General features: G+C 63.0%; 20 protein-coding genes. 10 read left to right on the top strand and 10 right to left on the bottom strand.

Translation table 11 applies throughout. From position 1 onward, the window contains the following. Positions 1-54: 54 nt before the first annotated feature. The gene (sucD, locus tag EIC84_RS12785) at positions 55-954 is read right to left on the bottom strand and encodes a succinate--CoA ligase subunit alpha (RefSeq protein WP_003064739.1); all 900 of its coding nucleotides are present in this window, start codon (positions 952-954) and stop codon (positions 55-57) included. Positions 955-974: 20 nt separating this feature from the next. Then, positions 975-2,135, bottom strand: a complete 1,161-nt coding sequence (gene sucC, locus EIC84_RS12780) for an ADP-forming succinate--CoA ligase subunit beta (protein WP_003064741.1) — start codon at positions 2,133-2,135, stop codon at positions 975-977. Between the two features lie 784 nt (positions 2,136-2,919). Between sucC and argC the strand changes: the two genes are divergently transcribed. Continuing rightward, complete coding sequence (gene argC, locus EIC84_RS12775) at positions 2,920-3,852, top strand: N-acetyl-gamma-glutamyl-phosphate reductase (RefSeq protein ID WP_003064743.1); 933 nt, start codon at positions 2,920-2,922, stop codon at positions 3,850-3,852. A 78-nt stretch (positions 3,853-3,930) separates the two neighbouring features. On the opposite strand, the gene EIC84_RS12770 is transcribed toward argC, so the two are convergent. After that, positions 3,931-4,206, bottom strand: a complete 276-nt coding sequence (locus EIC84_RS12770; protein WP_131361312.1) for a hypothetical protein — start codon at positions 4,204-4,206, stop codon at positions 3,931-3,933. Between EIC84_RS12770 and EIC84_RS12765 the strand changes: the two genes are divergently transcribed. Together EIC84_RS12765 and yddG are read left to right on the top strand one after the other, a co-directional pair. Beyond that, positions 4,196-5,539, top strand: coding sequence for an MFS transporter (locus EIC84_RS12765; protein ID WP_003064745.1), 1,344 nt, complete (start codon positions 4,196-4,198; stop codon positions 5,537-5,539). The two genes, EIC84_RS12770 and EIC84_RS12765, sit on opposite strands and share 11 nt — an antisense overlap. Before the next feature lie 280 nt (positions 5,540-5,819). Beyond that, positions 5,820-6,734, top strand: a complete 915-nt coding sequence (yddG, locus tag EIC84_RS12760; protein WP_003064747.1) for an aromatic amino acid DMT transporter YddG — start codon at positions 5,820-5,822, stop codon at positions 6,732-6,734. A 24-nt stretch (positions 6,735-6,758) separates the two neighbouring features. On the opposite strand, the gene EIC84_RS12755 is transcribed toward yddG, so the two are convergent. The 3 genes from EIC84_RS12755 to recA all read right to left on the bottom strand — a co-directional run bounded on the left by EIC84_RS12755 (position 6,759) and on the right by recA (position 9,325). Beyond that, the gene (locus EIC84_RS12755; protein WP_057094135.1) at positions 6,759-7,493 is read right to left on the bottom strand and encodes a hypothetical protein; all 735 of its coding nucleotides are present in this window, start codon (positions 7,491-7,493) and stop codon (positions 6,759-6,761) included. A gap of 62 nt (positions 7,494-7,555) precedes the next feature. After that, positions 7,556-8,032: a recombination regulator RecX gene (gene recX / locus EIC84_RS12750; RefSeq protein WP_003064751.1), complete on the bottom strand. Its 477-nt coding sequence runs from the start codon at positions 8,030-8,032 to the stop codon at positions 7,556-7,558. A 183-nt stretch (positions 8,033-8,215) separates the two neighbouring features. Then, positions 8,216-9,325, bottom strand: a complete 1,110-nt coding sequence (recA, locus tag EIC84_RS12745; protein ID WP_003064753.1) for a recombinase RecA — start codon at positions 9,323-9,325, stop codon at positions 8,216-8,218. Between the two features lie 138 nt (positions 9,326-9,463). On the opposite strand from recA, the gene EIC84_RS12740 reads away from it, so the two are divergent. The 4 genes from EIC84_RS12740 (at position 9,464) to EIC84_RS12725 (ending at position 13,510) form a co-directional block, all read left to right on the top strand. Continuing rightward, positions 9,464-9,955, top strand: a complete 492-nt coding sequence (locus EIC84_RS12740) for a MarR family winged helix-turn-helix transcriptional regulator (RefSeq protein WP_003064755.1) — start codon at positions 9,464-9,466, stop codon at positions 9,953-9,955. Positions 9,956-10,081: 126 nt separating this feature from the next. Beyond that, positions 10,082-10,759 carry a response regulator transcription factor gene (locus EIC84_RS12735; protein WP_003064757.1) on the top strand — a complete coding sequence of 226 codons (678 nt, stop codon included), beginning with the start codon at positions 10,082-10,084 and terminating at the stop codon, positions 10,757-10,759. A gap of 110 nt (positions 10,760-10,869) precedes the next feature. Beyond that, on the top strand, positions 10,870-12,312 hold the full coding sequence (locus tag EIC84_RS12730; RefSeq protein WP_003064759.1) for a sensor histidine kinase: 1,443 nt from the start codon (positions 10,870-10,872) through the stop codon (positions 12,310-12,312). Between the two features lie 220 nt (positions 12,313-12,532). Further along, positions 12,533-13,510, top strand: coding sequence for a tripartite tricarboxylate transporter substrate binding protein (locus tag EIC84_RS12725; protein WP_003064761.1), 978 nt, complete (start codon positions 12,533-12,535; stop codon positions 13,508-13,510). 90 nt (positions 13,511-13,600) lie between these two features. On the opposite strand, the gene EIC84_RS12720 is transcribed toward EIC84_RS12725, so the two are convergent. The 3 genes from EIC84_RS12720 to EIC84_RS12710 all read right to left on the bottom strand — a co-directional run bounded on the left by EIC84_RS12720 (position 13,601) and on the right by EIC84_RS12710 (position 15,989). Then, entirely contained in the window at positions 13,601-14,404 is an 804-nt protein-coding gene (locus EIC84_RS12720) for a hypothetical protein (protein ID WP_003064762.1), read from the bottom strand. A gap of 100 nt (positions 14,405-14,504) precedes the next feature. Then, positions 14,505-15,335, bottom strand: coding sequence for a biotin--[acetyl-CoA-carboxylase] ligase (locus EIC84_RS12715; RefSeq protein ID WP_003064764.1), 831 nt, complete (start codon positions 15,333-15,335; stop codon positions 14,505-14,507). Positions 15,336-15,482: 147 nt separating this feature from the next. After that, positions 15,483-15,989 (bottom strand): SET domain-containing protein, encoded by a 507-nt coding sequence (locus EIC84_RS12710; RefSeq protein WP_003064766.1) that lies wholly within the window; start codon positions 15,987-15,989, stop codon positions 15,483-15,485. A 117-nt stretch (positions 15,990-16,106) separates the two neighbouring features. Between EIC84_RS12710 and EIC84_RS12705 the strand changes: the two genes are divergently transcribed. After that, on the top strand, positions 16,107-19,043 hold the full coding sequence (locus EIC84_RS12705; protein WP_003064768.1) for a DNA topoisomerase III: 2,937 nt from the start codon (positions 16,107-16,109) through the stop codon (positions 19,041-19,043). 65 nt (positions 19,044-19,108) lie between these two features. Here the strand turns inward: EIC84_RS12705 and EIC84_RS12700 are convergent, their stop codons facing one another. Then, a complete protein-coding gene (locus EIC84_RS12700) occupies positions 19,109-19,702 on the bottom strand; it encodes a TetR/AcrR family transcriptional regulator (RefSeq protein WP_003064770.1) in 594 nt (197 codons plus the stop codon). Between the two features lie 168 nt (positions 19,703-19,870). Between EIC84_RS12700 and EIC84_RS12695 the strand changes: the two genes are divergently transcribed. Next, complete coding sequence (locus EIC84_RS12695) at positions 19,871-21,115, top strand: branched-chain amino acid ABC transporter substrate-binding protein (RefSeq protein WP_003064772.1); 1,245 nt, start codon at positions 19,871-19,873, stop codon at positions 21,113-21,115. A gap of 103 nt (positions 21,116-21,218) precedes the next feature. Continuing rightward, entirely contained in the window at positions 21,219-22,868 is a 1,650-nt protein-coding gene (locus EIC84_RS12690) for an acyl-CoA dehydrogenase family protein (protein WP_003064774.1), read from the top strand. Positions 22,869-22,871 lie beyond the last annotated feature (3 nt).

Raw genomic sequence — 22,871 nt, 5'->3', positions numbered from 1 at the left:
CCAGTTCGTAATACTGCGTAAATTCAACGCTGTATCACGAACTTTTGCACGGGCTTACTTCTTCAGCAGGCCTTGCAGCAGGCGACCCATTTCGGAAGGGTTGCGGGTGATGGTGAAGCCGCACTCTTCCATGATGGCCAGCTTGGCGTCAGCCGTGTCGGCACCGCCGGAGATCAGGGCACCTGCGTGGCCCATGCGCTTGCCGGGAGGCGCAGTCACGCCGGCGATGAAGCCCACGATAGGCTTCTTCATGTTGGCCTTGCACCACTGGGCAGCTTCGGCTTCGTCGGGACCGCCGATTTCACCGATCATGATCACGGCATCGGTGTCGGGATCGTCGTTGAAAGCGCGCATCACGTCGATGTGCTTCAGACCGTTGATGGGGTCGCCACCGATACCAACGGCGGAGGACTGGCCAATGCCCAGTTCGGTCAGCTGAGCCACGGCTTCGTAAGTCAGCGTGCCGGAGCGGGACACCACGCCCACGCGGCCCTTCTTGTGGATGTGACCGGGCATGATGCCGATCTTGATTTCGTCAGGCGTGATCAGACCGGGGCAGTTGGGGCCCAGCAGCAGAGTCTTCTTGCCGCCGGCAGCTTCCTTGGCCTTCATCTTGTTGCGCACTTCCAGCATGTCGCGCACGGGGATGCCTTCGGTGATGCAGATGGCCAGGTCCAGGTCGGCCTCAACAGCTTCCCAGATGGCAGCAGCAGCACCTGCGGGAGGCACGTAGATCACGGACACGGTAGCGCCGGTTTCCTTGGCAGCGTCCTTGACGGAACCAAAGATTGGGATGTCGAAAATCTTTTCGCCAGCCTTCTTGGGGTTCACGCCTGCCACGAAGCAGTTCTTGCCGTTCGCGTATTCCTGGCACTTTTCAGTGTGGAACTGGCCGGTCTTGCCAGTAATGCCCTGGGTGATGACCTTGGTGTCTTTGTTGATAAAGATCGACATGTTTCTATCTCCGGGGCGTATTACTTAACGGCAGCAACGATCTTGGTCGCTGCTTCAGCCATGGTGTCGGCAGCGATGATGGGCAGGCCGGAATCCTTGAGGATTTGCTTGCCCAGTTCTTCGTTGGTGCCCTTCATGCGCACGACCAGAGGCACGGACAGGTTCACGGCCTTGCAAGCAGTGACCACGCCGGTGGCGATGGTGTCGCACTTCATGATGCCGCCGAAGATATTGACCAGAATGCCCTTGACTTCGGGGTTCTTGAGCATGATCTTGAAGGCTTCGGTCACCTTCTCGGCCGTAGCGCCGCCGCCCACGTCCAGGAAGTTGGCTGGTTCGCCGCCGAACAGCTTGATGGTGTCCATGGTGGCCATGGCCAGACCGGCGCCGTTCACCAGACAGCCGATGTTGCCGTCCAGGGAGATGTAGGCCAGATCGAACTTGGATGCTTCGATTTCGGCAGCGTCTTCTTCGTCCAGATCGCGGAAAGCCACGATTTCGGGGTGACGGAACAGGGCGTTGGGGTCAAAGTTGAACTTGGCGTCCAGGGCCATCAGGTCGCCCTTGGAGTCGCAGTTCAGGGGGTTGATTTCCACCAGCGACGCGTCGGTGTCCATGTAGCACTTGTAGATCTTGGCGAACAGATCCACGGCCTGGTCCACGGACTTGCCTTCCAGACCGATGGCAGCTGCCACCTTGCGCGATTGCGCTTCGGTGATGCCGGTCAGGGGGTCGATCATCTCGGTGATGATCTTTTCGGGAGTGGAGTGGGCCACTTCCTCGATGTCCATGCCGCCTTCGCTGGAAGCGATCAGGGCAACCTTCTGTGTGGCGCGGTCGGTCACCAGCGACACATACAGCTCGTTCTTGATGTCGGCGCCGTCTTCGATGTACAGGCGGCGAACCTTCTGACCTTCGGGGCCGGTCTGGTGAGTCACCAGCTGCATGCCCAGGATCTGCTCGGACAGCTTTTGCACGTCCTCGATGGACTTGGCAACCTTCACGCCGCCGCCCTTGCCGCGGCCACCAGCGTGGATCTGGGCCTTCACCACCCACACGGGTCCACCCAGCTTCTGGGCTGCTTCAACAGCCTCTTGCACGGTAAACGCAGGAATGCCACGGGGAACGGGCACACCAAATTGGCGCAAGATTTCCTTGCCTTGGTATTCATGAATCTTCATGACTTTGTCTCTCTGAACTGAGGGGAAATACCCGCTTGCCACCGACTCGGGGGAGCCTGGCCATCGGGTTCATATGACATGGCGAGCAGGAATGTACCATGCTGCACCGCGCAAAACGACACCTGAACATGCGCAAAATCCACAATTTCGCGCAACTTTGTCGTGTTCCGGAAACAGCTGCAATGCCTTGAATTCTTTAGGGAAATTATTCCTACACGATATCTTTTCTTCCCGCAACTTTCTTATGTCTTATATACGAGTCAAGGACATTGGGGCAGCGGCTGGCAATGTGCTGACAACCGCGAATAGCTGCTACGTCTACTGGGCCATTCGCGCGAGACTTGGCTCAGAACGTGATTGCGATCTCTACGCAGCCGCGTTGGAGCGCAATCGGGATGAGTTCGAAGCGATGGCTCGCCGCTTGCACCGGGGTGCAAGCAAGTGACAGCGCACAGAAATCGCCCGATTTCGCTCCAACCCTCCGGGACAGGGGCTTTGCGGACGCCCGGTCAGGGGCAGTCTGCGGCGTTGCCTCGCCGGCCGCGCAAATCCTCGCAATAGCACAGCTATTGCTGCGGTATCGCGCGCGGGGGGCCGCCCCCTAGCATCCCATCCCGCAAAGCCTCTGTCGCGGCGCGATGAGAGCTCAACCACGTTCTCAAAGACAGGCAGTGCACATCCCTGACGAGATTCAAGGACAATCACCGTTCGGAAAGCGGCAATGGTGCCGCAGGCAGCGGCATATAAACCAAGAAATGCGCGCGCCGGTGCAGGAGAAAATGCAATGGCAAAAGTCTTTATTGACGGAGAAGCAGGAACCACGGGTCTGCAGATCCGTGATCGTCTGGTCGATTTTGCAGGTGTGGAACTGGTCAGCATCGACCCCGCACTGCGCAAGGACCCGGCCGCCAAACGCTCTCTGATTGCCGGTGTGGATCTGGTCATCCTCTGCCTGCATGACGATGCCGCCCGTGAAACGGCAGCCATGGTGGACTCCATCACCGCAGAAACCGGCCGCGCCATCAAGATCATCGACGCCTCCACCGCCCATCGCACGGCCGCAGGCTGGGTCTACGGCTTCCCCGAGCTGCGCGCCGGCCAGCTCGACGCCGTGAAGAGCGCCACCCGCGTCTCCAACCCCGGCTGCTACGCCACGGGCGCCATTGCCCTGCTGGCACCGCTGGTGGCTGCCGGCCTGATTCCCGCCGACTACCCTGTGAGCCTGCCCTCCGTGTCCGGCTACACCGGCGGCGGCCGCACCATGATCGAAGCCTATGAAGGCGGCGATGCCGCCCCTTACGAGGCCTACGCGCTGGGCCTGTCGCACAAGCACATTCCCGAAATCCTGCACTACACCGGCATGACCCGCCGCCCCGTGTTCATCCCCGCCGTGAGCAACTTTGCCCAGGGCATGCTGGTGCAGCTGCCGCTGCACCTGGATCTGCTGCCCGGCGCACCCAAGGCCGCCGACCTGCACGACGCCCTGGCCAACCATTACGCCCAGACCAACACCAGCGCCAACTGGGTCAGCGTGTTGCCGCCTACTGATGACAACAAGCTGGCCGCCGACACCCTGGCCAATACCAACAAGCTGGAGTTGCGCGTATTTGCCAACGAGCAATACCGCCAGGCCGTGCTGATTGCCCGCCTGGACAATCTGGGCAAGGGTGCCAGCGGCGCTGCCGTGCAAAACCTGCAGATCATGCTGGGTCTGTAAGCCCTGCCCTGCTCCCGAAAAAACGGCCCTGGTGGCCGTTTTTTGCTTTCCACGTCCTGGCAAAAATCGTAAAAGAAATTAATTTTTCATATTTTGATTTTTGAAATTTAAATTTCTTGTTTTGTCCAGACGGAAAAGCACCGGCTGTGCTTTGCGCAAGCCACTTCTATAGTCGCCCCATCTGAGCTGTACCTGCCAGAGCCTTTCCCGGCCTTGTGATGCCGGCCGCGCCTGACCCCGGCGCGGCGGCATCCGCGCAGCAGGCAGCAGTGGATGCGCGGAGCTGCTACCCCTGCTCTCGTAGCCGTTCTCAGTCCCACTGTTGTACGAAAGCGAGGAAACCATGTCTTCCATTCCCGTCTCTGCTGCGCGCAGCGATGTCAGCACCGTGCAGGAGCGCGACATCACCTTTGGCCGCATCATCTGGCGGCTGATTCCGTTTCTCACCCTGATCTGGTTTCTGGCCTGGGTAGACCGTGTCAACGTCGGCTTTGCCAAGCTGACCATGATGAGCGACCTGCAATGGTCCGACGCCGTCTATGGCGCAGGGGCCGGCATCTTCTTCATTGGCTATTTCTTCTTTGAAGTCCCCAGCAATCTGCTGTTGCACAAGTTCGGGGCCAAGAAGACCATCATGCGCATCACCATAGGCTGGGGCGTGACCGGCATCCTCATGGCCTGGGTGCAGACGCCTTTGCAGTTCTATGTGCTGCGCTTCTTGATGGGTGCTTTCGAAGCCGGCCTGCAGCCCGGCGTGATTCTCTATCTGACCTACTGGTTGCCGGCGCACCGCCGCGGCAAGGCCCTGGCGTTCTTTGTCTCGGCGTCGGCCCTGTCGCTGATGCTGGGCAGCCCGATTGCCGCCTATCTGATGGAAACCTTCCACGGCGTGGCCAATCATGCGGGCTGGCAATGGCTGTTCATCATCGAAGGCATTCCGTCCGTTCTCGCGGGCATTGCTGCCTACTTTCTGCTCAGCGACACACCGGCCAAGGCTCCCTGGCTCAGCGCCCGTGAAAAACAGCATGTAGCCGAAGAGCTCAAGGCCGAGGAAGCCTCTTTGGGCCAACGCGAGCACAGCTTCTGGGCCTCCATGCGCAACCCTCGCGTGCTGATGCTGATCCTGATCTTCTTCTGCATCGTGGCCGGCAACTCCACGCTGGTGTTCTACGGACCCAGCATCGTCAAATCCGTGGGCATCACCGACCTCAAGACCTTGGGCTGGGTCATGTCCCTGATCTACGCCTGTGGCTGGATAGGCATGGTGGGCAACGGCTGGCTGTCCGATCGCAAAAAGGAAGTGCGCTGGCACACGGCGATTGCCGCTGCCATGGGCGCTGTCGGGCTGGTGCTGACGGCCTTGTTCCTGCAGCAGGGCAATGTGACCGGCGTCGTCGCGTCTCTGGCTCTGTCATCGCTGGGCACCATGGGCTCCATCCCCGTGTACTGGCAGATTCCCAACCGCTTCCTCTCGGCCACTGCCCTGGTCGTGGGCCTGGCGGTCATCAACTCTGCAGCCAATCTGGCCGGCTACTTCTCGCCGCAGTTGCTGGGTCTGCTCAAGTCCAGCAGCGGCTCGTATGCGCCAGGCCTGCTCATCATCGCTGCCGTGGAGTTCTGTGCCGCCATTCTGGTGCTGCTGTTCGTGAAGCGCGACAGCGCCGGGGTCGCCAAACAGCATCCATGACCCATAGGCCGCAGGCCAGATGCAATATGCGCAAGCAGTTCCACGACAGCGATGACAATATGCACGGCATGACCGTCAACGGCAGAGTGCCGGGCCGCGCATAGCGCAGCCCTCGCCCTTACCCTCCAAAGCCGCAGGTCTGCGGCTTTTTTCATATCTGCATTCATCAATTTCGCAGCAGCCTGCACAGCATCTACAAGGTTTACATGGCAGTTATTGAGAATTTTTCAGATAGGACTAGCGTTAACAGCTCCTGCTTCAGGAGCAGGAACGGCTGCGCATGAACGCAGCCGCCGCGCAAAAGGCCACGGCCATCGGCCTGATCGCCGTACTCTGCTGGAGCTGCACCGTGGGTCTGATGCGCGCCGTGGCCGAGCCGCTGGGCGCCGTCGGCGGCGCGGCCTGCCTCTACACCATGGCCGCCATCTGCATTGCCGCAGCACGCGGGCGCAAAGGCTGGCGCGAGCTGGCACGCTGGCGCAGCATGCACCCGGCCTATCTCTGGGGCTGCGGCCTGCTGTTCGTGGTCTATGAAATCTGCCTGTCCGTAGCCGTGGGCCTGGCCCACGACCGCAGCCAGGCCATGGAAATCGGGCTCATCAACTATCTCTGGCCCAGCCTCACCATCGTGCTGGCCGTGCTGTGCGGCCAGCAGGCGGCTCGCTGGTGGCTTTGGCCAGGCGTGCTGATCTGCCTGTGGGGTCTGGCGCGCGTGCTGGGCGGCGACAGCTTCAGCCTGCCGATCATGTGGAGCCATGTGCTGGGCAACCCGCTGGCCTATGGCATGGGTTTTGCGGCCGCTCTGCTCTGGCCGGCCTACTCGCTGCTGGCGCGCCGCTATGGCGCCGGCTTCAACGCCGTAGGCCTGTTCGTGACCTGGACTGCCATCGCGCTGTGGCTCAAGTGGCTGATGCTGGGCGAGTCACAACCCATGCTCTGGACCTGGCTCACCGCCGGCCAGGTCTTGCTGGTCGGGGCGCTCACGGCACTGGGCTATAGCTGCTGGGAGCACGGCATCCAGCATGGCAAGCTGGCCCTGCTGGCCGCGGCGTCCTATTTCACACCCGTGCTCTCGGCGCTGATGGCCAGCGCACTGCTGCAAGTGCTGCCAGGCTGGAGCTTCTGGCAGGGCGTGGCACTGGTAACGCTGGGTTCGCTGGTCTGCTGGTGGGCTACGCGCAGCCACCGACATTGAGCCGGCGCCAGGTCGGCCGGGCGCTCAGGCGGTCAGCCAGATGCCCAGGCCAAGCACGGCGGCATGTCCGGCAAGCAAGATCCACAGCAGCGTCCAGGGCGGCTCGGTCAGGCCCTGCAGCATCTCCTCGATGCGAGCACCCAGAAAGGCGCGCAGCGCCGGGTCGTCCTTGCCGCCTTCGCTGCCCCACTGGGCACGCGTGCGCCCCCATTCCTCAAGCAGATCGGACAGCGGCAGGCGATTGAGCACGCTGCGCACCACGAACTGCACGGCACGCCCATTGCCCACCCAGGGCTGCAGATGCTCCATCGCCGCGCCCACGGTGAGCAGGTCGGCCGCCTTGTGCATGGCCTGGTGAGCGCTGGGCAGGGCCTCGATGCGCTGTGCCAGCATGGCCGCCAGGCGCTCGGCCAGGCCCTGGCCGTAGCGCGCCACCAGCTTGCCTGCCGCCCGGGCGCGGCCCAGCTGCAGACCGACCATGAGGTAGGCGGGAATGATGAAGATCAGCACCACGGCCACCAGCAGCGGCGGCGACATCAGCAGGCTGATCACGGCGCCGTAGATGCCGGTATGGGCCGAGGCATGAATGCCCTGGCCGGGATCGGCCATCAGGCGGGAAAAATAGAACACGGCCGCGCCGCAGCCCAGCACCAGGGCCAGCAAGGCACCCAGCATCAGGCCGCCCAGCAGCGATTTTCCGGCACTCAGGCCCACGCGCAGGGCGGATGGGGCGTCAGGGGGTTGCGAAGCAGTCAGCACGTGGGTCCCTCCGATGTGAGAAGCTGTTGCCGCCGCAAGCGGGCAGGGAGCGGGCTGCCGCCTCAGTCCTCGTCCTCGCTGTCGGGTGCAGGGGAGTATGGGGCATCGCGCAGCACGCGTGAAGCCACGCTGGACGAAAAGCCGCGCGAAGCCAGAAAGCGCAGCTGCCTGGCCTTTTCCTTGAGGTCGACGGGCACGCTGCCAAAACGCTTGCGCCACAGCTCGCGCGCACGCTGCAGCTCACTGCCGCGCAGTTGCTCGCCCGCCTGGCGCACGGTCTCGTCATCCAGCCCCTTGCTGCGCAGATCATGCACCAGACGCGCTGCGCCATAACGGCCGGCCTTGCTGCGCAGGACAGACTCGACCACGCGCTCCACGCTGATGAAGCCCCGCTGCTCCAGCTCGTCGAGCACGGCATTCAGATCGTCGCCCTCCTCCACATGGGCGGCCAGCTTGCGCTGCAGCTCCAGCCGCGAATGCTCGCGCTGCGCCAGCAGCTTGAGGGCGCGGCCTTTGAGTGAAAGCTTGGCAAAGCTCACGACGCATCTCCAGAAACAAAAAGGCGCAGGACGAACCTGCGCAAAGATGGCAAACCTTTTAAGCAATGAGGCCCGCACTCAAACACTGGCGTTCACCAAGCCAGGGACATCAAGCAAGGGCCGCACCGCAGCGAGGATGTCGTCCCCTTTCGCGAAAGGCGCATGGCGCCTCAGCGGGAAGAATCAGCCTTCAATCACTCCGTCCTTGTCCACCTTGCCCTTGCCGCCCTTGGCAGGCTTGGCTTCGGCAGTCGCTGCACCGTCCACGGGCAGCAGCTTGATGCCCAGGCTCTCGCGGACCTTGTTTTCGATTTCGATGGCCAGCGCAGGGTTCTCGCGCAGGAATTCACGCGAGTTGTCGCGGCCCTGGCCGATTTTTTCGCCGTTGTAGGCATACCAGGCACCGCTCTTTTCCAGAATCTTGGCGTTCACGCCCATGTCCAGAATCTCGCCTTCGCGGCTGATGCCTTCGCCAAACAGAATGTCGAACTCTGCCGTCTTGAAGGGGGGCGAGACCTTGTTCTTCACGACCTTGACCTTGGTTTCGTTGCCGATGGCCTCGTCGCCCTTCTTGATGGTGCCGGTGCGGCGGATATCCAGACGCACGGAGGCATAGAACTTCAGCGCATTGCCACCGGTGGTGGTCTCGGGCGAGCCGAACATCACGCCGATCTTCATGCGGATCTGGTTGATGAAGATGACCATGCAGTTGGTCTTCTTGATGGTGGCCGTCAGCTTGCGCAGGGCCTGGCTCATCAGACGGGCCTGCAGACCGGGCAGGGCATCGCCCATCTCGCCTTCGATTTCAGCCTTGGGCGTCAATGCGGCCACCGAGTCGATGACGATCAGGTCCACGGCACCCGAACGCACCAGACTGTCGCAGATTTCCAGAGCCTGCTCACCGGTGTCGGGCTGGCTGATCAGCACGTCGCTGAGGTTCACGCCCAGCTTCTGGGCATAGCTGGTGTCCAGCGCATGTTCGGCGTCGATAAAGGCGCAGGTGCCGCCCTGCTTTTGCATCTCGGCAATGACCTGCAGCGTCAGCGTGGTCTTGCCCGAGGATTCGGGACCGTAGATTTCGATCACGCGGCCGCGGGGCAGACCACCTACGCCCAGCGCGATGTCCAGACCCAGGGAGCCGGTGGAAACGACCTGAATGTCTTCGATGGCTTCACCTTCACCGAGCTTCATGATGGTGCCCTTGCCGAACTGCTTTTCGATCTGGGCCAGGGCTGCAGCCAGGGCTTTGGCTTTTTCGCTGTTGGCGTCGTTGGTCTTGGCGATGGCGTTCATATCAGGCTCCGAAGTAGGTGAATGACTGTCTGTGGCCAGTCCTGTTTTTGCATTCAGGCTGGATGCTTGAACAGTAGTTTAGATGCGGATACTGCAGATTTATTTAAATATTTAGTCAGTTTGCCTTACTATTTATCCATGTCAGAAATCGCCCCCGTCACCCCGCCCGCCGATGCCTGGCGCCAGACCCATCTGGGCCGTTTGCTGGGCCATGCCATGCGCCGCTTCGATGCGCGCGTGCTGCAGCTCATGGCGCGTGCGGTGGAGGTGCCGCTGGCGCTATCCAATCTGGCGGCGCGCAACAAGGTAGGAGCGGCCCATATCCACATCACGCGCCATCTGTCGCTGGCTGGCGACCGGCTCACCGATCTGGCCGACAAGGCCGGCATGACCAAACAGGCCATGGCCGATCTGGTGGCGCAGTGCGAAGCCTGGGGCCTGGTCACGCGCGAGGCCGACCCACATGATGCGCGCGCCAGGCGCGTGCGCTTCACCGATGCGGGTCTGGCCTGGCTGCAGGCTTTTCACGACGCCGTAAGCCAGGCCGAAGCCGAATTTCGCGAAGCCGTGGGTGCGGATGTGGCCACCGTGGTCGCGCTGGGCCTGGAAGCCTATGCCGAAGGCTACTGAGATTCTGTATTGACGCCTTCTTGACGCCTATGAGCGGCTGTCGAGAATTGCCCCGAACGGCCATGAGCCATCCCTACAATGGCAGCAAAAGTGCAAACAGGCACACATAACAAGCAGGAGACACACATGCGCATACTGATTGCCGAAGACGACCAGGTGCTGGCGGATGGCCTGCTGCGCACGCTGCGCAGCTCGGGCGCCGTCGTCAGCCATGTGGCCAACGGCAGCGAGGCCGATACCGCCTTGCTGACCAGCAGCGAATTCGATTTGCTGATTCTCGATCTGGGCCTGCCAAAGGTGCACGGCCTGGAAGTGCTCAAGCGCCTGCGCGGGCGCGGCGATGCGCTGCCGGTGCTGATTCTCACGGCCGCCGATTCGATCGAAGAGCGCGTACAGGGCCTGGACTATGGTGCCGACGACTACATGGCCAAGCCGTTTGCGCTGTCCGAGCTGGAAGCGCGCGTGCGCGCCCTCACGCGTCGCGGCATGGGCGGCGCCAGCTCCACCATCAAGCATGGCCCGCTGGTCTATGACCAGACCGGCCGGGTCGCCACCATCGACGGCAAGATGGTGGAGCTGTCGGCGCGCGAGCTGGGCCTGCTGGAGGTGCTGCTGCAGCGCGCAGGCCGCCTGGTCAGCAAGGACCAACTGGTGGAGCGCCTGTGCGAATGGGGCGAGGAGGTGAGCAACAATGCCATCGAGGTCTATATCCACCGGCTGCGCAAGAAAATCGAGAAAGGCCCGATCCGCATCGCCACCGTGCGCGGCCTCGGTTACTGCCTGGAAAAGATAGCACCCCCCTGAGCGGCTGCGCCTAGGCGGCCCCGCCGCTTCCCCCGAGGGGGACGATGGCCTTTGCTGCGGGGCGGCCCTTGCTGGCCATCCCTGAGTTGGAATACGCCAGTTTTACAAGCATGAAAATTTTTCAGCGTGAGCAGCGATCCCTCTTCGGCGAGATCCTCGACTGGATGCTCACGCCGCTGCTGCTGCTCTGGCCCGTGAGCCTGGCACTGACCTGGCTGGTGGCCCAGGGCCTGGCCAACAAGCCCTTCGATCGCGCGCTGGAGTACAACGCCCAGGCCCTGGCTCAGCTGGTCATCGTGCAGCGCGGCAAGGTGCAGTTCAATCTGCCGCAGTCGGCCAGCGAGATCCTGCGCGCCGATGAATCGGACACGGTGTTCTTCCAGGTCAGCGGCACCAGGGGCGAATATCTGGCCGGCGAGCGCGACCTGCCGCGCCCGCCCTCCGTCGACGAGGACACGCCCACCGGCTCGGTGCTGCTGCGCGATGAGGAATACAAGGGCATTGACCTGCGCGTGGCCTATATCTGGGTGCGCATGCCGCTGCCCGGCGAGCCCAACGCCCTGGTGCAGGTCGCGGAAACACGCGAAAAGCGCAGCGTGCTGGCCACGGAAATCATCAAGGGCGTGATGCTGCCGCAGTTTGTCATCCTGCCGCTGGCCGCCCTGCTGGTCTGGCTGGCGCTGGCGCGCGGCATCAAGCCGCTGCACCGGCTGGAGGAGCGCATCCGCGCGCGCAAGCCCGAGGATCTCTCGCCCATCAACCACAAGGATGTGCCGCTGGAGGTGGTGCCGCTGGTCGATTCGGTCAACGATCTGCTGCAGCGCCTGCATGACTCCATCGCCACGCAAAAACGTTTTCTGGCCGACGCCGCCCACCAGCTCAAGACCCCGCTGGCGGGCCTGCGCATGCAGGCCGACCTGGCCCAGCGCGAGGGCACGAATACCGAAGACCTGAAGCGCTCGCTGGCGCAGATCGGCCGCTCAAGCATGCGTGCCACCCATACTGTCAACCAGCTGCTGGCACTGGCACGGGCCGAGAGCGCCGTGCCCGCCATGCAGGGCTGCAACCTCGTGCGCATCGTCACCGACGTGGTGCAGGACTGCCTGCCGCGCGCCATGGACAAGCACATAGACCTGGGCTACGAGGGTGCCAGCGCCAGCACGCCCGGTGTCTGGCTCAACGGCAATGCCACGCTGCTGGCCGAGCTGGTGCGCAATCTGGTGGACAACGCCATCAACTACACGCCATCGACCAGCGAACAGCCAGGCGTGGTCACCGTGCGCGTGCAGGCCGATCATTTCGGCCAGATTCTGCTGCTGCAGGTCGAGGATTCAGGCCCCGGCGTGCCGCTGGGCGAGCGCGAACTGATCTTCCAGCCTTTTTACCGGGCGCTGGGCTCCGAAGCCGACGGCTCCGGTCTGGGCCTGCCCATCGTCATGGAAATCGCCCGTCAGCACGGCGCGCAAGTGCTGCTGCAGGATGCCAGGCCCGGTCATACCCCGCCGGGGGCGCTGTTTACCGTGCGCTTCAAGGCCATGCCCGGACAGCAGTGAAGCGCAACCTAAAAATGCACCAATTCGGTGCCTCCCAAGGCTGAGAAGCCGCGCCAGGCTTGGCTTTGCGCCCGTTTGCCCCGATGCGAATATCGGAAACTGCGTATTTGGCAAGTTCTCGCTTACCCTAGAATCAATTCGATCATGGGTTGTCTGAAGAGTCGCTATTTGCGCTCTGCAAGACAGCAATTTGGAATCACTGGATCCTGGGAGCTTTTTGATGCAACGACGTCAATTCATCTACACCGCCGCTGCTGCCGCAGCCGCTTCTTCTTTCTCCGGCATGAGCATGGCGCAGGACACATCGCGTCCTCTGCGCATCGTCGTGCCCTTCCCCGCTGGCGGCCCCACCGACATGGTGCCCCGCAATATGCAGGACGTGCTGATCAAGCTGCTGGGCGGCCAGGCCGTGGTGATTGAAAACAAGGCCGGCGCCGGCGGCTCCATCGGCATGGCAGAAGTGGCTCGCGCCACCGATGGCGTGACTTTCGGTATCGCCACCCTGTCCACCCATGGTGTGAACCCCGCCGTGTTCAAGAAGCTGCCTTACGACGCGATCAACGACTTCGTGGGCGTGACCGAGATCGTCAAGGCCCCCGGCGTGCTGGTGATCAACCCCAAGCTGATTCCCGTGAAGACTTTTGCCGAGTTTGTGGCCTACCTCAAGGCCAACCCCGGCAAGGTGTCCTATGCCACCCCCGGCAACGGCACCATCGGCCATATGTGGGGCGCCCAGTTCCTCAAGAGCACGGGCACCGAAATGCACCACATCCCCTACCGTGGCTCGGCTCCTGCCATCAACGACGTGCTGGGCAACCAGGTTCCCGTGTACTTCGATCAGGTGAACTCGTCCCTGCCCCATATCAAGTCGGGCAAGGTGCGCGCCCTGGCCGTGTCCTGGCATGAACGTCTGGACGTGCTGCCCGACGTGCAGACCTATGCGCAGGCCGGTCACCCCGACCTGAACGAGCCTTCCTGGTTCGGCCTGGTGGCCCCCAAGAACACGCCCGCCGCACAAGTGGAACGTGTGCAAAAAGCCATCATTGCCGCACTCAAGGACCCCGCCGTCAAGCAGCGCATGGCTGCTCAAGGCCTGTACCCCTCGGGCACATCGAGCGCCGACTTCACCAAGCAGATCGCCAGCGAAGTGGCCAAGATGAAGAAGCTGGCCGCCGTCGCCAATATTCATTTGGACTAAAAACAGGAGCTGGTTGCGCTTATCGCAACTGGTTTTCCAATACAAAAGGCCTGCAAATGCAGGCCTTTCTTGCGATAGCAGCTACGAAAATTACTTGGCACAGGCCTGCAAGGCCTTGGGCACCAGATTCTTGCCAGCCAGCGCCGCCACTTCGTTGCGCAATGTCGGCGTGGCCTTGGGCAGACGCAGCGCATAGGTCGTCACATCGGGACGCTCCTGCACCACGCGCGCGGTGCGCACGCCCTGGCGCGCGAAAGTGGCCAGCTGGCGCTGGGCGGCTTCTTCCGTCGAAAAACGTCCCAGCGACAGACCGGGCTCGAAGCTGCCGCCGGCGCGGTCGAAGTCGATATTCATCAGACGCAACTCGCCGCGCTTGCGGTCCATGAATTCGGCGTCTGGGAACTTGCCCATATAGACCATCCAGCGCCCGCCCTGATGGCTGGCCACCAGCTCCCAATCGCTCTTGGACTTGCCCGCCAGCGCACGTCGGATGCTGTCGGCCTGCGCCTCTTCGATGCCGTTGGCCTGATAGCAGGTCTCGGGCTCCTTAATGGCGGTCTTGGCATCCTTTGTGTCCTTGGCGTCCTTGGTTTCCCTGGCCGCGACGGTTGCAGCTTCGGGCTTGCCATCCGACTTGCTTTCGGGAGCTGCGGGCGGCGCGCTGTCGTCCACCGCAGGCGCTTCGGGCTCCATAGTCTTTGCCGGTTCAACAGCCGGAGCTTGCGCCGCTTCGGGCTGCTGCAGCACCAGGGCATCCGGCCTGATCTGCTCCTGAAGGCGCTGCGGCTCGGACTGCAACTCCGGCGCCAGCCCCATGCCGGCCAGATAGCCGTGGCTCCACATGTAGTAACCCGCGTTGCCCAGCAGCAAGAGCAGGAAAACGATTCTCAGCATAGGTTTCTCACATCAGTTACATGGGCTGCGTCCTCTCCCCCTAGCGCGCAGCGCGTAGAGAGAGGAGGAAGGCGCAAAGCGCCTCAGGAGGTGCTTCATTTCAAGCCTGCAGCGGGCTGCCAGCCGGACGCACGCTGATTTCAGAACTGGTCACGGCTTGCAGCCCGGTCGCTGTACGCACCAGAAAGCCGCCATCGGCAGCCACACCCTGAGCCATGCCGCTAGTGCCGTCGCTCAGATTCACCTCGCGTCCGGCCAGCAGGTCTCGCTGGGCAAAGCGCTGCATCAGCGGGGCAAAGCCATGCCGGGCAAAGCTCTGCACCTCGGCCACCAGATTGGGCAATATGCAGGCCAGGGCCGTGGGCGCATCCAGTGCGGCATCGAGCTCCTGCAGGCAGGCCGGGGCCGTGCGCATGCCGTCACCGGGACGGGGACGCACATTGATGCCGATACCGATCACCACATAGCGCGGTGCCGTCATATCGTGCTGTTGGCCGCCGACAAAGCTGGCGGTCTCGATCAGAATGCCGGCCAGCTTGCGGTCGCCCTCCAGCCACAGATCGTTGGGCCATTTGATGCCGATCTTGGGCGCGGCCCCCGCTGCGGGAAGCTGGGGCTGCAAGCTCTCGGCCACACTCACGCCCACTGCCAGCGACAGCCCCGACCAGTCGCGCGGTGCCAGCGGCAGGCCCAGCGAGAACATCAGCGAATCACCGACGCCGCTGACCCAGTTGCGGCCCAGGCGGCCTCGGCCCTGGGTTTGCTGCTCGGCAATCAACAGCACCGGATCCGTCAGCCCGTCGCGCGCGCGGCGCATGAGTTCGGTATTTGAGGAGTCGATGGTCGGCAGCACCTCGACCGTAAAGCCCGGCAACTGCGGTGCAATGGCTTCCCACAAGGCTTCGGCATTCCAGTGAATCGGCTGAGTCATTTCTATCTATCCAAATCTAAAAACTGGCGCAACGCAAGTCAGAGACGCCAAGCAAGGGCCTAGGCGGCCCCACCGCCCCGCAGCGAGGGCGTCGTCCCCTTCCCATAGCGCAAAGCGCGTAGAGAGAAGGGGAAGGCGTGCAGCGCCTCAGGGGATGCTTGCAGGCATCGGAGGCTTCCAGCCCCTTTTCGGCGCCAGCATGGTGCCGCGGCAGTTCGCAGCGCCGCAGTAGCAGGCATATTCAGCCTTGAGCTTGGCCGTATAGCGCTCCTCCACCATCAGGCCATAGTCGTAGTTCAGTTCTTCGCCCGCTGCAATATTGCGCAGCGCCACGATATAGACGCGACCGTCGATCTCGTCGGTGTAGCAGTTGGGCGCGCAGCTGTGGTTGATCCAGCGCGAGGAATTGCCCTTGTGCGTGGCATCTATCACCCGCTCATCGTCGACCTGAAAGTAAAAAGTGTGATTGGGCTGGCTGGGATCATGCGGATGACGGTCCTGCGCCTCCTGCCAGTCAATCACTTCACCCACGTACTCAATAATGGTTTCGCCTTCCGCAATATCCTGCGCGGCGAAAACGCCTTTGCCATGAACGCCGGAGCGCCGGGTCTGGATGCGTCGGCCCGTTGAAGAGGCCAGTGATGTGCGGGGCATGTTTTCTCTGATACTTTGAATATGCACACATGTGCGCATGCGCGCGCGTGAGAAGCGAATTGTATGAGCCTGAGTTTCGATTCGGGTTCAGGTGGTTAATGACGACGAGAACACACAATGACTAAAACCCTGGTGATTGCAGAGAAGCCTTCTGTCGCACAGGACATCGTCCGTGCGCTGACCCCGGTGGCAGGCAAGTTCGAAAAACACGATGACTACTTCGAATCCGACAGCTATGTGGTGACCAGTGCGGTCGGCCACCTGGTGGAGATTCAGGCGCCCGAAGAATTCGATGTCAAGCGCGGCAAATGGAGTTTTGCCAATCTGCCGGTCATCCCCCCGCGCTTCGACCTCAAGCCCGTGGACAAGACCAAGACCCGCCTGAACGCCGTGGTCAAGCAGGCCAAGCGCAAGGATGTGACCGAACTCATCAACGCCTGTGACGCGGGCCGCGAGGGTGAGCTGATCTTCCGCCTGATCGAGCAATACGCGGGCGGCGCCAAGGGCGGCCTGGGCAAACCCGTCAAGCGCCTGTGGCTGCAGTCCATGACGCCGCAGGCGATTCGCGACGGCTTCAACAATCTGCGCAGCGATGCCCAGATGCAGGGTCTGGCCAGCGCCGCACGCAGCCGCTCCGAAGCCGACTGGCTGGTGGGCATCAACGGCACGCGCGCCATGACGGCCTTCAACTCGCGCGACGGCGGCTTCTTCCTGACCACCGTGGGCCGCGTGCAGACGCCCACCCTGTCCCTGGTGGTGGAGCGCGAGGAAAAGATCCGCAAATTCGTCAGCCGCGACTACTGGGAAGTGCACGGCACTTTCGACGCCCAGGCCGGCCAGTACCTGGGCAAGTGGTTCAACCCGCAGTGGAAGAAGTCGGACGATGCCGAGGCCAAGGCCGACCGCCTGTGGAACAAGGCCGATGCCGAAGCGATTGCCGCCGCCGTGCAGGGCAAGCCTGCCCAGGTGACGGAAGAGAGCAAGCCCACCACACAGGCTTCGCCCCTGCTGTTCGACCTGACCAGCCTGCAGCGCGAGGCCAACGGCAAGTTCGGCTTCTCGGCCAAGACCACGCTGGCGCTGGCGCAAAGCCTGTACGAACGTCACAAGGCCCTGACCTACCCGCGTACCGACTCGCGTGCCCTGCCCGAGGACTATCTGCCCGTCGCGAAGCAGACCTTCGATATGCTGGCCACCAGCGGCATGCGCCATCTGGCGCCGTTTGCCCAGCAGGCCATCAACGACAACTACATCCGCCCCACCAAGCGCGTTTTCGACAACAGCAAGGTGTCGGATCACTTTGCCATCATCCCGACCACGCAGGCCCCTTCCGGCCTGTCGGAAGCCGAACAGAAGCTCTACGACCTGGTCGTGCGCCGCTTCATGGCCGTGTTCTTCCCCAGCGCCGAATACCAGGTCACCACCCGCATCAGCAAGGTGGAGCAGCACAGCTTCAAGACCGAGGGCAAGGTGCTGGTCAAGCCGGGCTGGCTGGCCATCTACGGCAAGGAAGCAGCCAACGAGGTGGAGGACGCCAAGGAAGGCGACAAGGGCCAGCCCCTGGTGGCCGTGCAGCCCGGCGAGCAGCCGCGCACCCACCACGCCGATGTCAAGGGCCTCAAGACCAAGCCGCCGGCACGCTACTCCGAAGCCACGCTGCTGGGAGCCATGGAAAGCGCCGGCAAGCAGATCGACGACGACGAGCTGCGTGAAGCCATGCAGGAAAAGGGCCTGGGCACGCCAGCCACGCGCGCGGCCATCATCGAAGGCCTGCTGACGGAAAAGTACATGCTGCGCGAAGGCCGCGAGCTGATCCCCACGGCCAAGGCCTTCCAGCTGATGACGCTGCTGCGCGGCCTGGAAGTCGAGGAGCTGTGCCGCGCCGACCTGACCGGCGAATGGGAATTCAAGCTGTCGCAGATGGAAAAAGGCCAGCTCTCGCGCGAAGCCTTCATGCAGCAGATCCAGGCCATGACCGAGAAGCTGGTCAAGAAGGCCAAGGAATACGACCGCGACACCATTCCCGGTGACTACGCGACGCTCTCCACGCCCTGCCCCAACTGCGGCGGCGTGGTCAAGGAGAACTACCGCCGCTATGCCTGCACGGGCGCCAATGGCGCCAGCGAAGGCTGCGGCTTCTCGTTCACCAAGTCGCCAGCCGGCCGCACCTTCGAGACGGCCGAGGCCGAGCAGCTGCTGCGCGAACGCCGCATCGGCCCGCTGGAAGGCTTCCGCTCCAAGGCCGGCTGGCCGTTCGTGGCCGAGGTCGCCATCGTGCGTGACGAGGAAAACAGCAACTTCAAGCTGGAATTCGACTTCGGCGACGACAAGGACTCCGAGGACACGGGCGAGATCGTGGACTTTGCCCACCAGCAAAGCCTGGGCCCCTGTCCCAAGTGCGGCTCGCCCGTCTTCGAGCATGGCGCCAACTATGTCTGCTCCAAGGCCGTGCCCACGCTGGCGCAGACCACGCCCAGCTGCGACTTCAAGAGCGGCCAGATCATCCTGCAGCAGCCCATAGAGCGCGAGCAGATGAGCAAACTGCTGCAGACCGGCAAGACCGATCTGCTGGAGAAGTTCGTCTCCAACCGCACGCGCCGCAACTTCAAGGCCTTCCTGGTCTGGGATGGTGCTGCGGGCAAGGTGAACTTCGAGTTCGAGCAGCGCGAAGGCAAATACCCGGCACGCAAGACTGCCGGCGCAGCGGCGGCCAAAACCACGACAGCTGCCGCCAAGAAGACAGGCACGGCAGCCAAGAAGACCGCCGCCAAGACGGTGACCAAGGCGACGACCAAGACCGCTGCGGTGAAGAAGCCCCGCACCGTGAGCGCCACGCTCAAGCCCAGCGCCGACCTGGCCGCCGTGATCGGCAGCGAACCCACCTCGCGCCCCGACGTGATCAAAAAGCTCTGGGACTACATCAAGGCCAACGGCCTGCAGGACGCCAAGGACAAGCGTGCCATCAACGCCGACGCCAAGCTCAAGCCGGTGTTCGGCAAGGAGCAGATCAGCATGTTCGAGCTGGCCGGCATTGTGGGCAAGCATGTGAGCTGATCGCCAGCCCTGCCGCAATGACCAACGAGGACCGCCGCGGCTTGCCGCTGGCGGTCTTTTTAGTTTCAGGCAGCGCAGCGCAAGGCGTTCAGATAACCGGATATGGCCGTGTTGGCGCGCTGGCGCAGCAAGTCCAGATCCGGCGGTGCATCGGCGGCCAGATAGCTGTGGTTGAACAGGCCGTACAGAATGCACTGGCTCACCCGTGCAGCATCGCGCACCGGGTAGTCCGGGGGCAGATCGACGGCCTGCTCTATGGCTGCGGCCCAGGCATCCACACAGCGTTCGAACATCTTGCGGTAGGCCTCGGAAGTGGAGTAGTGGCGCTCCAGCAGATAGTGGGCACCCCATTCATCTGCCCGCTCGCGGTGCGCCTGCAGCTGTGACTCGATCACCGCCTCGGCAATCTGCATCAGCGGCTGGCCCGAATGACTGCCGGTCACGCCGCGAATGCCCAGCAGCAGCGACTTGGAGCGCAGATGCAGGCAGACCTTGGCCAGATCTTCCTTGCCCGAGAAGTACTCGTAGAAGCTGCCCAGCCCGGTGCCCGCCACCAGGACGATCTCGCGCACGGTGATTTCCGCGTAACTGCGCTCAAGCAAAAGCCGAACAAAGGCGTCCTGCAGGGCCTGAAACGTCTGCCGCGCGCGGGACTGCAAAGGGCGGCGACGCCCTGCTGTCGCGGTCGAAGGAGTGCGTGGTTTCATGCTGGCCAAATCCGAACACCTTTTTTGCACGGTTTCCTAGAATTTTTGACAGGTACCTCGATGCCATTGTGCATTGCGGCCTGGCGAATAAAAAATTCCTATGAGAGGACGGAGACAAGCATGCACCCTCGTATTTCCACTCCCCTGGCGGCAGTGGCTCTGGCCTGCGCATCACTCGTTCATGCGCAGCCGGCCACGGTGGTGAAGATTGCCTCGCTGGATGCCATGAGCGGCCCCATGGCGGGGCTGGGCCTGAACATACTCAAGAGCTTCCAGTACAGCGCCAAGCTTGCCAACGAGCAAAGCTGGGCCGGTGCCGTGAAGTTCGAGGTCGTGCCCTTCGACAACCGCCTCTCCGCACAGGAGGCACTGAGCCAGCTCAACTCCATCATCGGACAGAACATCCGCTATGTGGTGCAGGGTGCCAGCTCCTCGGCCGTGGGCCTGGCACTGCAGGAAGCCATCGAAAAGCACAACAGCCGCAACCCCGGCAAGGAAATCATCTATCTCAACTATGCTGCCCAGGCACCGCAGATGACCAATGCCAGGTGCAGCTACTGGCACTTCCGCACCGATGCGAACTCGGACATGAAGGTGGCCGCGCTGACCTCCTATCTGGCCGGGCAAAAGCAGGTGAAGCAGGTCTTTCTACTCAACCCCAACTATGCCTATGGCCAGGAAGTCTCGCGCGCCGCACGCAGCATGCTGGCGGCCAAGCGCCCCGACCTGAAGATCGTGGGCGATGACTTCCACCCGCTGGGCCAGGTCAAGGATTACTCCCCCTATATCGCCAAGATCAAGCAATCCGGAGCCGATGCCGTCATCACTGCGGACTTCGGTGCAGACCTGGCGCTGATCGTGCGGGCCGCACGCGAAGCTGGCTTGAGCACGGACTTCTATACCCTCAACGGCAACAACTTCGGCGTGCCCAGCGCCATGGGGGCAGCAGGGCAAGGCAGGGTCAAGCTGATCTCGGCCTTCAGCCCCAACTCTGAGCCACTGGCAAGCAACCCGCTGCTGCCGGGCTTCAAGCGCCAGTTCAACGAGGACTTCATCAACGGCCTGGGCCACAACGCCATGCTGATGCTGGCCCAGGCCATTCGCGAGGCCAAGTCCGTGGAACCTGGCGCCGTCGCGGCCAGGATGTCGGGCATGCGCTTCGAGGGCATCAACGGTCCCGTGGAAATGCGCAAGAGCGACCACCAGGCCCAGCAACCCATCCATGTGCTGAGCTGGGAAAAAGTGGACGGCAAGGCCGTGGTGCATGACCAGGAAGGAACGGGCCTGGGATGGAAGCCCGTGAGCACGGTTTCCGCACAGGCGGCCAGCCTGGACACCAGCTGCAAGATGAAGCGGCCATCCTGAACCCGCACCCTGGCGGCCCCTGACCGCCAGTTGCGCATGACATGGAAATCACAAAGCCCTGCGCCCTGCTGCGGGCAGGGACACATAGCAAGGAAGAGACATCATGACTGGCATCCATCCCCATAACCAGGCTCCGGAGCTCAAGGACTACAACGTCTACACCAGCGACCCGGTGCTGCAGCGTGCCGTGACACGCGGCGGCGCACAGTGGCGCGACCCGGAGCTGCAACGCCAGGGTGCGGAATACGGCGCCGAAGCCACGCTGCGCGCCGCAGAAGAAGCCAATCACTTCGAGCCCGAACTGCACACGCATTCTCCCTCGGGCGACCGTATCGACCAGGTGCGCTTTCACCCCGCATGGCACCAGATGATGACGATTGCACGGCTCAACGGCATCTCCAACCTGCCCTTCACCGACCAGCGGCCAACGGCCTGGGCCGCCTATGGCGCATCGCTGTTCATGCACAGCCAGATCGAATCCGGCTCGACCTGCCCGACCACCATGACCAAGGCCAGCATTCCGCTGGTGCGCATCAACCCGCAGCTCAATGCGGTGCTGGGGCCGCTGCTGGAATCCACCGATTACGACGCGCGCGACATTCCCGCCGAGGGCAAGCGTTCCATCACCGTGGGCATGGGCATGACGGAGCGCCAGGGCGGCAGCGATGTGCGCAGCAACACCACGCGTGCCGTGGCCTTGAATCCATCGGGCAGCAGCGGTCCCTGGGGCGAGGAATACCTGATCACCGGCCACAAATGGTTCTTCTCGGCCCCCATGTGCGACGGACATCTGGTGCTGGCCAAGACCGAGGAGCGCGGCCCCACCTGCTTTTTCGTGCCACGCTGGCGGTCCGACGGCAGCAAGAACGCCATTCACATCCAACGCCTCAAGGACAAGGTGGGCAACCGCTCCAACAGCAGCAGCGAAGTGGAGTTCGACAACGCCTGGGGCGTGCTCATAGGCCAGGAAGGCCGGGGCATTTCCACCATCATCGAAATGGCCACCTACACCCGCCTTGACTGTGCGCTGTCCAGTGCAGGCTTCATGCGCCAGGCCCTGGTCCAGGCCCTGCACTACACGCGCAACCGCCATGCCTTCGGCCTGCCGCTGGCCGAGCAGCCGGTGATGACCGGCCTGCTGGCCGATATGGCATTGGAATCCGAAGCTGCCACCTGGCTGGCCATGGATCTCGCAGCACGCTTTGGCTCCGAAGACGCCCTGGATCAGGCCTGGCGCCGCATCGTCACGCCTGCCGCCAAGTTCTGGAACTGCAAGCGTGCCGTGGGCTACACAGGCGAAGCCATGGAAGTCTTCGGCGGCAACGGCTATGTGGAGACCGGCCCCATGGGGCGCTTGTTCCGCGAAGCACCCGTCAACTCCATCTGGGAGGGGTCGGGCAACGTCATGTGTCTGGATGTGCTGCGCGCCATTGCCCGCAACCCGGACGACGCCCATCTGCTGCTGGACCATCTGCGTGAAGTCGGTTCGGAGGAAGCCGTGCTGCGTGCGCAGGTGGACAAGCTGCGCGAGGCCGTCACCCTGCCCCCACAGGAGCTGGAGCGCGAGGCTCGCCGCTTCACCCAGCGCCTGGCCACCACGGTGCAAGCCACGCTGATGCTGCAGCATGCGGGCAGCGACAGTGCCTCGGCCTTCATCGGCAGCCGCTTCGACCCGGACTGGGGCCCGGTGGCAGGTGTTGCCTGCGGCAGCAGCGACCCGGCCGCCCTGCTGCGCAATGCCTGGACTGGCTGAGGA

This window comes from Comamonas sp. A23 (assembly GCF_004522605.1).
Classification (GTDB): domain Bacteria; phylum Pseudomonadota; class Gammaproteobacteria; order Burkholderiales; family Burkholderiaceae_C; genus Comamonas; species Comamonas thiooxydans.
Note: the sequence above shows the minus strand (reverse complement) of the source record. Positions and strands in the feature narration are given on the sequence as shown.